Annotated in this window: 11 protein-coding genes; 3 read left to right on the forward strand and 8 right to left on the reverse strand. The window is 30.2% G+C overall.

The features are described from left to right. Position 1 precedes the first annotated feature (1 nt). From Q4Q47_RS16375 to Q4Q47_RS16410, 8 genes are all read right to left on the reverse strand, one after another. On the reverse strand, positions 2-1,543 hold the full coding sequence (locus tag Q4Q47_RS16375; protein ID WP_303307713.1) for an MATE family efflux transporter: 1,542 nt from the start codon (positions 1,541-1,543) through the stop codon (positions 2-4). 19 nt (positions 1,544-1,562) lie between these two features. Continuing rightward, complete coding sequence (locus Q4Q47_RS16380; RefSeq protein ID WP_303307714.1) at positions 1,563-2,501, reverse strand: glycosyltransferase; 939 nt, start codon at positions 2,499-2,501, stop codon at positions 1,563-1,565. 28 nt (positions 2,502-2,529) lie between these two features. Next, entirely contained in the window at positions 2,530-3,432 is a 903-nt protein-coding gene (locus tag Q4Q47_RS16385) for a hypothetical protein (RefSeq protein ID WP_303307715.1), read from the reverse strand. Positions 3,433-3,443: 11 nt separating this feature from the next. Next, complete coding sequence (locus Q4Q47_RS16390; RefSeq protein ID WP_303307716.1) at positions 3,444-4,892, reverse strand: MBOAT family O-acyltransferase; 1,449 nt, start codon at positions 4,890-4,892, stop codon at positions 3,444-3,446. A gap of 24 nt (positions 4,893-4,916) precedes the next feature. Continuing rightward, complete coding sequence (locus Q4Q47_RS16395; protein ID WP_303307717.1) at positions 4,917-6,197, reverse strand: nucleotide sugar dehydrogenase; 1,281 nt, start codon at positions 6,195-6,197, stop codon at positions 4,917-4,919. Between the two features lie 6 nt (positions 6,198-6,203). After that, a complete protein-coding gene (locus Q4Q47_RS16400; RefSeq protein WP_303307718.1) occupies positions 6,204-7,583 on the reverse strand; it encodes a nucleotide sugar dehydrogenase in 1,380 nt (459 codons plus the stop codon). A gap of 4 nt (positions 7,584-7,587) precedes the next feature. After that, positions 7,588-8,583 carry an SDR family oxidoreductase gene (locus tag Q4Q47_RS16405; protein WP_303307719.1) on the reverse strand — a complete coding sequence of 332 codons (996 nt, stop codon included), beginning with the start codon at positions 8,581-8,583 and terminating at the stop codon, positions 7,588-7,590. A gap of 143 nt (positions 8,584-8,726) precedes the next feature. Beyond that, the gene (locus tag Q4Q47_RS16410; RefSeq protein WP_303307720.1) at positions 8,727-9,749 is read right to left on the reverse strand and encodes an NAD-dependent epimerase; all 1,023 of its coding nucleotides are present in this window, start codon (positions 9,747-9,749) and stop codon (positions 8,727-8,729) included. Between the two features lie 598 nt (positions 9,750-10,347). Between Q4Q47_RS16410 and Q4Q47_RS16415 the strand changes: the two genes are divergently transcribed. The 3 genes from Q4Q47_RS16415 to Q4Q47_RS16425 all read left to right on the forward strand — a co-directional run bounded on the left by Q4Q47_RS16415 (position 10,348) and on the right by Q4Q47_RS16425 (position 14,610). Further along, the gene (locus tag Q4Q47_RS16415) at positions 10,348-11,406 is read left to right on the forward strand and encodes an MBOAT family O-acyltransferase (RefSeq protein WP_331497746.1); all 1,059 of its coding nucleotides are present in this window, start codon (positions 10,348-10,350) and stop codon (positions 11,404-11,406) included. Next, complete coding sequence (locus Q4Q47_RS16420) at positions 11,407-12,324, forward strand: hypothetical protein (protein ID WP_303307722.1); 918 nt, start codon at positions 11,407-11,409, stop codon at positions 12,322-12,324. A 426-nt stretch (positions 12,325-12,750) separates the two neighbouring features. After that, positions 12,751-14,610 (forward strand): Ig-like domain-containing protein, encoded by a 1,860-nt coding sequence (locus Q4Q47_RS16425; RefSeq protein WP_303307723.1) that lies wholly within the window; start codon positions 12,751-12,753, stop codon positions 14,608-14,610. The last annotated feature ends 17 nt before the right edge of the window (positions 14,611-14,627 follow it).

Genomic DNA, 14,627 nt, shown 5'->3' on the forward strand with positions numbered 1-14,627 from the left:
TTTACTTTTTAAATTTACGTTTCATAAAATTGGTTAATCTATAAACTAAATTCTTAAACCCTCGACTTAAAGATATTAAAATTGAAAAGTAAATGATTGTAAATATTGTTCCTAATTTTAAAACTTTTAATGCTAGGACAAATAAATTAGAACTTTCTTCTATACCTAATATCTTATATATATAATAAAAAATGGTTCCAGCTAGTGCTACATATAGAAGGTGCCATGTAAATCCTATCCAATATTTTTTAACATCAATTCCAAAACCTTTTTTAAACAAATAATATGGTCTCCAAATTAAAACAATAATTATCTGACTCAATATAGTACCAATAAATACACCAATAACACCAAGTCTTAATATAAATACGATGGAGAATAGTAAATTTAATCCGCTTTGAGCTAAAGGAGCCCATATGTCGGCATATAATCCATACGCTTGTTTAAAACTATCCACTGGTTGTCTAACCTGCAATATGAAAAATATTAAAACAAGTGCCGATAAAATGTAGTGTGACATAACATATTTTTTCCCTAGCCATAACGTAATCAAATCATCAAAACCAAAAAAAAGCATTATGGAAGCACAGCCAGCAAGAAAAAAACGTAAGGCCATCATTTCCCAAAAAACCTTGGTCATGTTTTTAATATCGTTTTCGGCCACTAAGTTACCAACGCTGGCATTTGTTCCTTTAAATACTTGACCTACCAGAGTATTAATATTATTCATTACTAATTGATAATTACCAACAAATGCCACTGTTGCTGGGTTAATTAGGGCAAATATTAAAATGTTATCAGTACCGTTGGAAACAAACCCTCCAATCTTATGAAAACTTAATTGCTTTATTTTTTTTAGCAATTCTTTATTACGTTCTCTGATCTCTTTGGTTGTTTTAAATTTAAAAATTAACCAAGGGTAAGTTTTTCTTATTTTTTTTCGCAATGCATATATATAAATAAACGGTATTGCCAATTCAAGGGAAATCCAAAGTAGAATATTTTCAAAATAAATTAGAGTCACGCATTGCAATATAAGTCGTAAAACAAATGATGATTGGTAAATGGAGATACTCATATAGCCTTTTTGGTCGGCTTCCATCAGGAATACGTGATATGCAAAAAAGTAACCAAGCAAATTACTTGTTAATAGAGCTATGAACAAGAATATTATAATTCCAACATTAATTGTTGTATTTTCAAATATGTATGGAAAAAAAAATATTAATAGTAATGCTGCACTAAAAACAAATAACCCTATCCTTTTATAAAGGTATCCTAGGTACCCAATAATCTCATTTATTTTTTCCCGATTATTCTCATAAATGGGTTTATAAAGTGAGAAACCAACGGCTGCACCTATACCTAGTTCAGACAGGTTTAAAAACATTAAAATACTTTTTAGGGTTCCAACAATTCCGATAAAATCATCCCCAAGTTTGTCTAAAAAGATATTTCGAGAATAGAATTGGATTATAATGTAGACTATATGAAAAACAACAGCAATCCAAGCGTTTTTTATTGTTAGTGCTAGTCTAGACATTTGAATTGCTATTAAATATTTATTTAGATTTTACTAACTGATAACTTGATGAAATCAATTCCATCACTTTAGTGGGCATAAATAACACTAAAAAAGTACGTAGTCTAATCTCAGAAAAATTACTAGACTTTCTAATGTCTCTTTTTAATTTTTTTCTAAATTTCCTTTCTTTATCAAAAACCACATTTCTGCTTAATAGAAAATAATGATCAGTATAGTAACCAACTATATAATTATCCATTACCTTTTTTAACTTTTCACTTTTTGGAATGTTAGCTTTCATATATTCCGTAGCTCTTATAGCTATATCCCTTTTCATTTCAGAGTATTTGCTTCGAATAATACCAATACTTTCTCTGTTATAGATATAAAAAGGACTATTCAAGTAACCAATAGATGACACTTTATTTATTACATCAATTGTAAAGAAAACATCTTGATGAATAATTTTAGGGATAAATCTCATTTCTTCTACAACATGCCTTCTGTAAATTCGCTTCCAAACTTGAAAAGCATTTGCTTTTATTATTCTTTCGGTAGCAGTAATGGGATCTTCAATTGTAAAACTATTATCGAAGACTTTTGTGTTTGATTCTGCATTTCTTTCTATTTCAACGACTTCAAGATTATTATCTAGCATTAGTTGAAGCATTTTTTCTAGCATTATGGCTTCTATATAATCGTCGCTATCAATAAATGATATAATATCACCACTAGCATTTTCTAGTCCGGTATTTCTTGCTATACTGGAACCTCCATTCTCTTGGTCTATATGAATTATTCTAGAATCTTTTTTAGAGAGAGACTCACAAAGGGACTTACTATTATCTGAAGAACCATCATTAACCAATATAATCTCCAAGTTTTTGTAAGTTTGATTACAAATACTATTCACGCAACGCTCCAAATACTTTTCTGCATTGTATACTGGTACTATAACCGAAATTAAATTAGTCATTGCTTAATATTTAATAGGTTAATGTTTTCTAGTTTGTTAATTTTACATTAGTATTCTCAAATATAATTTCCGATAATTTTTCGACCCCTTTTAGGTTTAAATGATCTTCATCATGAAAATATTCTGGAACGGTAATTCTTGTTGAATAATCAAAATGTTTATGAAGGTTTAAGCTTTGTATAAAACTATCAACTTTTAAACTTTCTTCTTCTTTACATTGATTTATATAATGTTGGCTTACTGGAAATCTAACACCAAAAACTTTTATATTATGAGTCTTACAAAGACTTATAATTTTTTTATAGGTTTCTAGGTAATCATTATTAGTCATTATTGAGTTATGATCTAATTTCCCTGTGTTTATAGCTATTTCTTTTCTTTCTGAGTCTGTTAGTTTACTCCAATCTTTATCTTTGTTTTTATCAACGTTATCAGGTTTGAAGTACGTATAAACCCTGTTTAAGGCAAACCTTAAAAAACTATCATTAAATAACGGTATTCTTTCTGAAATTAAATCTAATTTTGACTTTTTATATACTTCTAATTCGTCATCTACTTGTGAAATATACTTATTTAAAAAGGTACTATTTGATGATAGTGTATTATTGAAAATCTGAGGTTCGGTAGCTATAAAAATATATTTTAGATTTTTATTATACTCAAGCATGTTTAATACCTTAATATACATTTCGTTTATACCATCTCCTCCAAATGCAAGGTTACCAATATTATCTGATAAATCAAGTAATTTAATCGTTTCGACGTGAGAGTCCCCTAGGAATATTACCTCCGATTGATTGTTTATAACCGTTTCAATTCTTTTCACGTATTTTCGTTCTTGTTTATAGAAATCGCTAGTTTGATAAAAAACCACATTTATCAATAAAAAGACAATTATATATGGAACTGATTTTATTATAATTTTTTTCATCGAAGCTAACTTTAGAATTGGAAATAAATAAAATCTATAGGACCGTTTGTGGCTCTAAAAAATAGTATTAACAATAATAGAGAACAATATATTAATGTTCTATAAGGAGCTTTGAAATGTCCCACTTGGAATGAGTAATTGGCATCTCTATTAGAAATTTCGAAAATAAGTAAATACACTAAGCTAATAACAATAACAAATGGCATTACTGAAGACCCCATGCCTTTAAAGTGGCTTGTAGGATTAGCAAGTATACTACTAGATAACATTTCGGAGATATAATTTACAGCATGATTAAAAGATTTTGCTCTAAAGAATATCCAAGCGAAAGTAACTGCAATAAATGTAATTATTATATTGAAAGTTTTTACCAAGTTTGATGGCAAAATCTTTACAGTTTTCATTTGCTTACTGTAGAATGTCTGAATAAAATAAAACAATGAGTGTAATGCTCCCCATATAACAAAGGTCCAATTAGCTCCGTGCCAAAAACCACTCACTGTAAAGGTGATTATAATGTTTACAGATCTCCTAAAACTAGAATCTACTTGACTTCCTCCCAAAGGAATATATACATAATCTCTAAACCATGTAGAAAGGGATATATGCCAGCGTCTCCAGAAGTCTTGAATATTTTCTGCCAGATAAGGTGACTTAAAGTTTTGCATTAAATCTATTCCCATCATTCTAGATATACCAATGGCAATATCAGAATACCCAGAAAAATCACCATAAATCTGAAAAGCGAATAAAATAACACCTATAACTAAAACACTTCCAGGGTAACTATCTGAGTTTTCAAAAATTTGGTTTGCATAAAAAGCACAATTATCTGCAATTACTATTTTCTTGAAAAGCCCCCATAAAACTTGCTTGGCACCTTCTTTAAATTCATATACATCAAATTTTCTCTTTTTCCCAAACTGAGGCAGTAAATGAGATGCTCTTTCTATAGGTCCAGCAACCAGTTGAGGGAAGAAGGACACAAAAGTCATAAACTCTAGCAAGTTTTTATTAGCTTTCATTTTATCCCTATAGATATCTATTGTATAGCTCATTGTTTGGAAAGTATAAAAACTTATACCTACAGGTAAAACTATATTCAATAAAAATGGGTTGGTTTCAAACCCAAATACAGAAATAAAATCCGAAAAAGATTCTGCGAAAAAATTATAATATTTAAAGAATCCAAGTATACCTAAATTGATTAACAAGCTTAAAATAAGAAATTTTTTTCGTTGTTTCTTATTATTACTTTTATCAATTAAACTTCCAATAATATAGTCGCTTATAGAACTAATTATTATTAATGAAAGAAACCTCCAATCCCACCAGCCATAGAAAACATAACTGGAAATTAATAAGAGTGCATTTTGAAATTTTAAATTATTGTATGACTTGTAATATGCAAAAAATACAATAACGAAGAAAATTACAAACTCTAATGAATTGAAAAGCATATGTTATTTTTGATTAGTTAAATATTACAGCCTTCCGTTAACTTTTTCTTTAATAATTCCTTTAACATCATATACCAAGCCGTTTTCGCTTAACAGACTGTTAAAATTCATATTAAGAAATTCCGAATGGGCAACACCTAAAATGACAGTTTCAAACGGACCTTTTGGTAGAGTATTAGTAGCTTCTAAATTATACTCGTGTAGAACTTCTTCCGAATTTACCCAAGGGTCATAAATAGTAATATCTAGCCCATATTCTTTTAAATGCTTAATAACGTCAACGATCTTAGTATTTCTAACATCAGGACAATTTTCCTTAAAAGTTATACCAAGCATAAGTATTTTGGCTCCATTTACTTTGATATCGTTTTTAAGCATCATTTTTACTACTTCGCTTGCTACGTATTGCCCCATGCTATCATTTACACGTCTACCTGCCAAAATAATTTCTGGATGATATCCAACCTCTTGAGCTTTTTGAGCTAAATAGTAGGGGTCTACACCAATACAATGTCCTCCAACTAGCCCCGGTTTAAAAGGTAGGAAATTCCATTTTGTACCTGCAGCTTCTAAAACAGAATGCGTGTCAATATCCATTAAATTGAATATTTTAGCTAACTCATTTACAAACGCAATATTGATATCACGTTGAGAATTTTCTATAACTTTTGCCGCTTCAGCAACTTTTATAGTAGGAGCAAGGTGAGTACCCGCAGTAATAACATCAGCGTATAAGTTATTAACTTTTATACCAATCTCTGGAGTTGATCCAGCTGTTACTTTTAATATCTTATCTACAGTATGTTCTTTATCTCCAGGATTAATACGTTCAGGTGAATATCCTGCGAAGAAATCAGCGTTGAATTTAAGGCCGCTTATTTTTTCTAAAATAGGAACACACTCATCTTCAGTTACACCAGGGTATACAGTTGATTCATAAATCACTATATCTCCCTTTTTAAGAACTTTTGCAACTGTTTCACTAGATTTATACAAAGGTGTTAAATCTGGTCTGTTATTTTTATCGATGGGTGTAGGAACCGTTACAATATAATAGTTGCAATTTTTTATGTCATCAATATTTGACGAGCAATATAAACCGTCTCTAGAATCAGCACTATCTTTTAGTACTCCTTTTAAAACATCATCTTCAATTTCTAAAGTCGCGTCTTTTCCTTGCTGTAATTCAGAAATTCGCTTTTCATTAATATCAAAACCAACAACTGAATATTTTGTTGCGAATAATCGAGCTAATGGTAGGCCTACATACCCTAATCCTATAATTGCTATTTTTTCTTTATTCATAATATTTTATTTACCAATTGAAGAATATTCAAAACCTATTTTCTCCATTTCTGACTTGTCTAATATATTTCTACCATCGAATATAAACGCAGGCTTTTTCATTTCTGTGTATATTCTTTTCCAATCATAAGTTTTAAACTCATCCCATTCTGTCATAATAGCTACAGCATGCGCATCTTTTAAGGCTTCGTAAGGGGTTTCCGTAGCTTTGACTAGTTTGCTGTTTTCTTCTTCAGACCTTGTATTTAAATAGTTTAAATCAGACTGCATTTTTTCATTAGAGACTTTAGGGTCGTAAACAACAACATTAGCTTGTTCGTTTAATAAATGATCGGCAACATAAATCGCTGCAGATTCTCTCGTATCATTAGTGTCCTTTTTAAAAGCCCAGCCTAAAAAACCAATTTTCTTTCCAGAAACTGTATTGTAAAGAGTGCTTATTAAATGATCTGAAAAACGTCTTTTTTGGTGGTCATTTAAAATAATTACTTGCTCCCAATAATCGGCAACAGCTTGTAAGTTATAGCTTCTTGCGATATAAACAAGGTTCAAAATATCTTTTTGAAAGCAAGAACCTCCAAAACCAACAGATGCTTTAAGGAATTTGGGACCAATTCTAGAATCCATACCTATTGCTTTAGCTACTTCATTAACATCAGCCTCGGTTTGTTCACATAGTTCAGATATTGCATTAATTGAAGATATACGTTGCGCTAAAAAGGCATTAGCTGTTAGCTTCGATAACTCTGATGACCAAACATTTGTTCTTAATATTTTGTCTTGAGAAACCCAACTACCATAAATATTCGCTAAACTTTCAATAGCATCTTCGGACGCTCCGCCGATTAATACCCTGTCTGGGTTTAATAAATCTTGAATAGCAGTTCCTTCAGCTAAAAATTCTGGGTTTGATAAAATTTCAAAATTAACATCACTACCGGTATTGTCTAATATACTTTTAATGGCTTGTGCTGTTCTTACAGGTAAGGTTGATTTTTCAACCACAATTTTATCTGTTGTAGCAACCTTGGCTATATTTCTAGCACAAAGTTCTACATATTTTAAATCAGCAGCCATCCCCTTACCTTTACCATAAGTTTTGGTAGGTGTGTTTACCGATATAAAAATCATTTGAGATTCATCAATAGCTTTGTCAATCTCAGTAGAAAAGAACAGGTTTTTTCCTCTAGTCTCTTTTACTATTTCTGCTAAACCCGGTTCATAGATAGGTAGCTTAGATAGATCATTATCGTTCCATGCTGCAATTCGATCTGCATTAATATCAACAATAGTTACTTTAATATCTGGGTTTTTCTTGGCAATTACAGCCATTGTAGGCCCCCCAACATATCCTGCGCCAATGCAGCAGATTTTTGTAATTTTCATCTTATTATAAATGTTTCCAATACCAATTAACAGCTTCTTTTATGCCGTCATTAATATTATATTTAGGATTGTAGTTTAATAATTGTTTTGCTTTATCAACGGAAGCTAATGAATGAGGGATATCACCAACTCTATTTTCACGATGTTTTATTTCGATATTTTTAATAGAATCATCAAATGTAGATAGATGTTCTTTTAATAACATAGTTAATTCCAGCAGCGTCGTCCTGTCTCCATATGCTACATTATAAACGGTGTTTAATGCATCTTCATTATTTGTTGTAATGGCAAGCAAATTCATTTGAACAACATTATCTATATAGGTAAAATCTCTTGAATAGCTTCCATCACCATTAATAACAGGCGATTCATGATTGATCAGTTGTTTTACGAAAAGTGGAATTACAGCGGCATAAGCTCCATTAGGATCTTGTCTTCTCCCAAAAACATTAAAATAACGTAAACCAATAGTATCTAATCCATACGATTTTTGAAAGATATCTGCATATAATTCATTAACATATTTTGTAATAGCGTAAGGAGATAGTGGTTTGCCTATGATATCTTCAACCTTAGGTAGTGCTTCATGATCCCCATAAGTAGAAGAGCTAGCAGCATATACAAACCTTTTAACTTCTGCATCTCTTGATGCTACAAGCATATTTAGGAAACCAGAAACATTTACATCATTTGAGGTAATAGGATCGTTTATAGATCTTGGAACGGAGCCTAAAGCAGCCTGATGCAATACATAGTCAATATTGTTACATGCTTCTTTACAATCATTTAAGTTTCTAATATCACCTTCAATCAATTCGAAACTTGGATGACTCATAAAAGGTTCAACATTCTTTCTTTTGCCTGTTGCAAAATTATCTAAACAAACAACAGATGCACCATTGTTTAGTAGAGTTTCGCAAAGGTTAGATCCTATAAATCCTGCACCACCAGTAACAAGTACTTTACTATTTTTTATTTTATCTTGTAATTGATTAATCATGTTAGATCAGGGTTTTTAATTAAATTGCAGCAAATATGAAAAAAAAATTTTAAAGACAAATTAATATTATATTAAGTAGTACATTTTAACGATAAACGCCATGGGTTTTGTTGAAATACATTAATATTCCGATGAAGGGAGTCTTATTTATAGTAGGATTTAAACCAATCGACAAAAGACTTAACTCCATCTTTTATTGATGTATTTGGACTATAGTTATAATCTTTGATTAGCTCATCAACATTAGCCCAGGTACGTTCTACATCTCCTGGCTGTATAGGTAGCATATCCTTTTTTGCTTCTTTCTCTAAATTCAATTCAATTTCTTTAATAAAATCCAAGAGTTTTACCGAGTTATTATTACCTATATTATATACCTTATATAATTTATTGTTTTTAATTCGTTGTTTTGTAGGAGCTTCTATTATTCTTGTAACACCTTCAACAATATCATCTATATAAGTAAAGTCGCGTTCCATTTTCCCATAATTGAATACTTTTATAGGTTTATTGTTAACTATAGCGTCAGTAAATAAAAACATCGCCATATCAGGTCTTCCCCAAGGACCATAAACTGTAAAGAAGCGAAGCCCTGTTGTTGGTATTTTGAATAAGTGACTATATGTGTGAGCCATCAATTCATTACTCTTTTTTGTGGCTGCATATAAACTGATAGGGTTGTCTACATTATCATCTGTGGAAAAAGGAACTTTTTTGTTTAAGCCATAAACACTTGAACTACTTGCATAAACTAGATGCTTTATGTTATAGTTTCTGCAACATTCAAGAAGGTTTAAAAAACCTACTAAATTTGAATCAACGTAAGATTCTGGGTTTTCTAAACTATATCTAACACCTGCTTGCGCAGCTAGGTTACATACTACATCAAATTGTTCTTCTTTAAATAGTTTAGGTAGCTCTTCTCTATCTTCTAAGTTCATTCTAACAAAAGAAAAACTGTTAAGCTTTTTACTTGAACATAAATTATTAAAAGTATTAGCCTCATTTTTAGCAATGCCTAGCTCTTTAAGCCTATTATATTTTAAACTAATATCATAGTAGTCATTTATATTATCAAGGCCTACAACTGAATGCCCACTATTTATTAGAGCCTTAGAGGTATAAAACCCAATAAATCCAGCAGCTCCTGTTACTAGTATTTTCATCTTAAATTATTTTCTTTTTAATGATTATAAATAATAAAGCAAAGATGTAAAATAGTATTGATATTAAACTAAAAAGCTGTTGAAACTTATATTTTTAACGATGACATTGATTGAAATAATAAAGTCTTAATTTAGTTAATAATGCTGTTTATTGGTAAAATACCTTAATACATCGAAAATTAATGCTTATTTTTTAACATCTCTAGGATATATATTTATATTCGCTTCCAATTAATTACAAACTATTAGTTAATATATGATTTTTAATTCAGTTGCTTTTTTAATTTTTTTTCTAATAGTTTTTATTTCATATTGGTTAATTCCCAAAAGACTTTTTAGATGGCAAAATATATTATTGCTTATAGCTAGCTATGTTTTTTATGGCTGGTGGGATTGGAGGTTCTTATCACTCATTGCATTTTCTACAATTTTAGACTACTATATTGGAATACGAATTGATTCGTCAATATCAAAAAAAAAATTGTTTTTGATAATCAGCTTAATATCAAATTTAGGACTTTTATGCGTATTTAAATATTTTAACTTTTTTATTGAATCTTGGGTTAATCTTTGGTCTCTTTTTGGATATGAAATGTCAATGGGAACTCTAAATATTATTCTTCCTGTTGGGATTTCTTTCTATACGTTTCAAACTATGTCTTATTCAATAGATATTTATAGAGGAGAACTTAAACCAACTAAAAATTTTATTGCATTTGCTACTTTTGTTAGTTTTTTTCCACAACTTGTAGCTGGGCCTATTGAAAGAGCTTCAAATTTACTTCCTCAATTAGAACGGGAAAGGCAATTAAATTTAAACCGGTTTAAAGAAGGTTTACTTCAAATTTTTATTGGTTTTTTTAGAAAAGTTGTTGTAGCAGATGCTATAGGAGCAACAATTGATGGAATTTATAATGCTCCCGATATTCATAATGCATCCAGTATTGTTATGGCTGTCGTATTATATTCTTTTCAGATTTATTTTGATTTTAGTGGTTATTCCGATATAGCTATAGGTACGGCTAAAATTTTAGGTTTTGATTTTAAAAGAAATTTTAACCTTCCGTATTTTTCTGTATCTATTACCGAGTTTTGGAGGAGATGGCATATTTCATTATCCAGCTGGTTAAGGGACTATTTATACATACCTCTGGGAGGAAATAAAAAAGGAGTTAAAATTCAATACAGGAACTTGTTTATAACTATGTTATTAGGTGGATTATGGCATGGTAGCTCTTGGAATTTTGTTGTTTGGGGAGCAATTCATGGTTTATTTTTAAGTATAGAAAAAAAGTTTGGGTTAATACCTAAAAAGTATACAATGTCGAAAAATTTAGTTATTTTTTGCCTTGTCAGTTTGGTTTGGATTTTTTTTAGAGCTTTAAGTTTTGATGACTCCACTCTTATTTTTTCCAAGCTTTTAAGTGGCCCATATTTAATGCCTTATGTAGGTAATTCGGCTAGATTTATAGGGCTTTTTTACGGTTTGATTTTGGCACTAATTTTTGATGTTTATATATTTAAAAAAGATTTGAGCATAGAAAATTTAGGATCTAAGTTAAGTACATTAAGTTTTATAATTATTTCAAATTTTATTTTAATTAATATTGTTTTGTTCTTTTCTAGCTCTAGTAACTTTATATATTTTCAATTTTAAATGAAAAAAATAATAAAATTAATATTAATATTAGCCATAGTTTTCTTTATAACAGATAGAGTGGTTTATTTGGCTATAAAAACATTCGACAAGAAAGTTTTTACTGGGCAGAGTGTAGGTAAGGTTAATCAGTTTTTATTATTAAAAGATTCTGTTGATTTATTGGTTTTTGGTAGTTCTAGAGCAAATCATCATTTAGATAACAGGCTGTTAGATAGCTCATCATATAATATGGGAGTAGATGGAACTAAAATTGGTTATAGCGCAGCCTTAATAGCTACTTTAAATAAAAAAAGACAAAATATATTTATTCATATAGACCCTGACATGTTATTTGATTCAGAATACAAGGGTGATGATATATCAATTCTATTAAATTTAATAAAAAGAAATAAAAAAATCGATGAATTTATTTTTGACTTTTTACCTCAAGAAAATTATTTGTCTAAGATATTCAATTGCTATGCTTATAACGGTAAAGTTTTGGGCATAGCAAGAAATTATATTGCTCCAACATACGATTTTAATAATTATAATGGGTATGATCCACTATACCCAAGTAAAGAACAAGCCAAAATTTTTAAAGAACTTAAGGAAAAAGACAGTCTGCATGGTTTTCATAATGACTCATTTAATTCTTCTCCAAATCAACTTACAAATGAATTAATTAATCGGATTATTATAAAATGTGAAGAAAATAATTCGAGGTTAGTATTTTTTACTTCTCCAACTCTAATTAAGCATAAGAATAAAGTCAAGTTTAATATTCGTGAATATTTTAGAGGTAAAGAGGTGAAATATTATGATTTTTCAGACATCCTTGATAATGAAAATATAGGGAATTGGAAAGATTTTACTCATTTATCAGAAAAAGGTGCCAGAATTTTTTCTAATCAATTTAAAGATGCATTTTATTAGTTTTTTTGTTTATTTATAACTGCTAAAGCTCCCCCTTCATTAAACATAACTTAAAACTTTTGTTAAATTTTAAGTTTATTATTGACTTTTTTACTAGTAGTTTACTTTCCTTATTTTAACAAGATTCCATAAAGTTATTAACAATTACAAGGTTCTTAATAAGAAAGTTATTAACAATGATAATATTCTTAATGAGTTTCTGCTATTTTTGTTTTTCGTTTTGAAATCCATAAATGATTTTGAATCGTATATAATTGGAGTACTAACCAAAAAAACATTTTATCGATAAAATCTTACACTTAAACAGATTTAATCAAATTACAAACGTATTTTGTCGAAAATCTTATACGTTTTGACGATTTTTTTGAGTTATTTATGTCAACATTGAATCAATTACTAACGAGTACCCCAATTAACAAATAGATTATGGAATTTTTTTTAAAACCTACAGCAAAAGCATGTTTAACGATGTTTATTATCTCTCTACTAATGCTTTTTTCAACTTTATCCTGTAACAATGAAGAAATTTTTGCGAGTGAAGCAATTATCCCTGAAGATGAAGAAGTAAACACTCCTGAAGATGAAGATGATTCTCAAATTACTCTTGTGAATGATGAATTTACTACAATTGAAGATACATCTACTCCCATTGCTCTCTTTACTAACGATGTAATAAGTTTTGATAATGTTATTTTTACGTATGTTGAACCTGATAATGGTTCTCTAGATGTAGATAACAATCAAACCCCTGATAATCCTATTGATGATATAATAAGTTATATACCCAATACTGGGTTTGAGGGTACTGATACCTTTGAGTATACAATATGCGATACAGAAACTCAACAAACATGCGATACGGCAACAGTAACTATAACTGTGACTCCTAAACAATCAATAGATGATGATTTTGCTGGAGAATTAAAAGCTTTCCCCTCTGCATATGGAGCAGGAGCTTATTCAACAGGGGGACGAGGCGGTAATGTATATCATGTTACAAATTTAAACGATTCTGGGCCTGGTTCTTTTAGTTGGGCAGTAAATCAGCCTAGACCAGCTACTGTGGTTTTTGATGTTTCAGGAATAATTAAGCTACAAACTTGGTTAACTATCAGCGGGAGTGATTTAACTATTGCAGGACAAACTGCCCCAGAGGGAGGAATAACGCTTACCTACGAACCTTCTGTGAGACTTAGAATGGCAGCATCTGATAACATTGTAATAAGATATTTACGATTCCGCCCTTATCATTCTGGTAATGATGCGTTTGAAATATTTAGTGATAACAATGAAGCCACAAATATTGTACTAGATCATATATCAGGTTCTTATGGTGGTGATGAAACTATGAGTATAAGAGGAAGAGACACGCATAACATTACTTTTCAAAGACTTTTAATAGCCGAAAGTAAAACGGGGTCTTTATTTGGAGACTCTGATAGTAATAGTCCTAATAATAGCTATGATAATTCTATACATAACTGTTTATACTTTAATGTATCTCATAGAACACCAAACGCTGCAAGTTCTGGTCGAATAGATATTATAAACAATATATCTCATGATTGGCATTATAGAATGACTTATTTACAACATGGTACACGAACTAACCATATTAATAATTACGGATCGGCAGGAGCAAGAAAAAGTTTATATACATCCAACCGTACAAATCCGGGACATCAAGTTAATGCTGCAAATAGTGCACATGGTCACCAAATTTACACCGCAGGAAATATAATTGATAAAGGTTTTTTTACAGATCCTAATGCTGATAACAGGGTTCTTTGGGCTGAATATAATGGTGGCTTTCAAAACGTAGGTTTGTTACCTAATTCACAATTCACTTCTGTACAACACCCATTATTAGGCGCTCCTCTTCCAATAAAATCTGCCAGAGATGCATATAACGATATTATCAAAAACGTTGGAGCAAATGCTTTCCTAAACGCAGATGGAAGTGTCGGTTATTATACCGATACACAAGACACATTTTACCTCAATATTATGAATCAAGGAGAAGGGGCATTTCATCCTTATGAAATGTATGATCAAGTAAGAAGTTGGACTTCAGAATCTATGTATCTTAATTTCATAGCTGGAATTAACTCTAACCCAATAAATACTAGACCTACAGGTTATGATACTGATGGAGATGGCATGCCTAATGTTTGGGAAACAATGTATGGAACAAACCCAGATGTACCAGACAATAATGATGATAAAGACGGAGACGGTTACACTAACCTAGAAGAATTTTTAAATTCTGTTGATAAGAATCAATAAAACTTCAAACATAATAT

The organism is Flavivirga spongiicola (genome assembly GCF_030540825.1).
Classification (GTDB): Bacteria; Bacteroidota; Bacteroidia; order Flavobacteriales; family Flavobacteriaceae; genus Flavivirga; species Flavivirga spongiicola.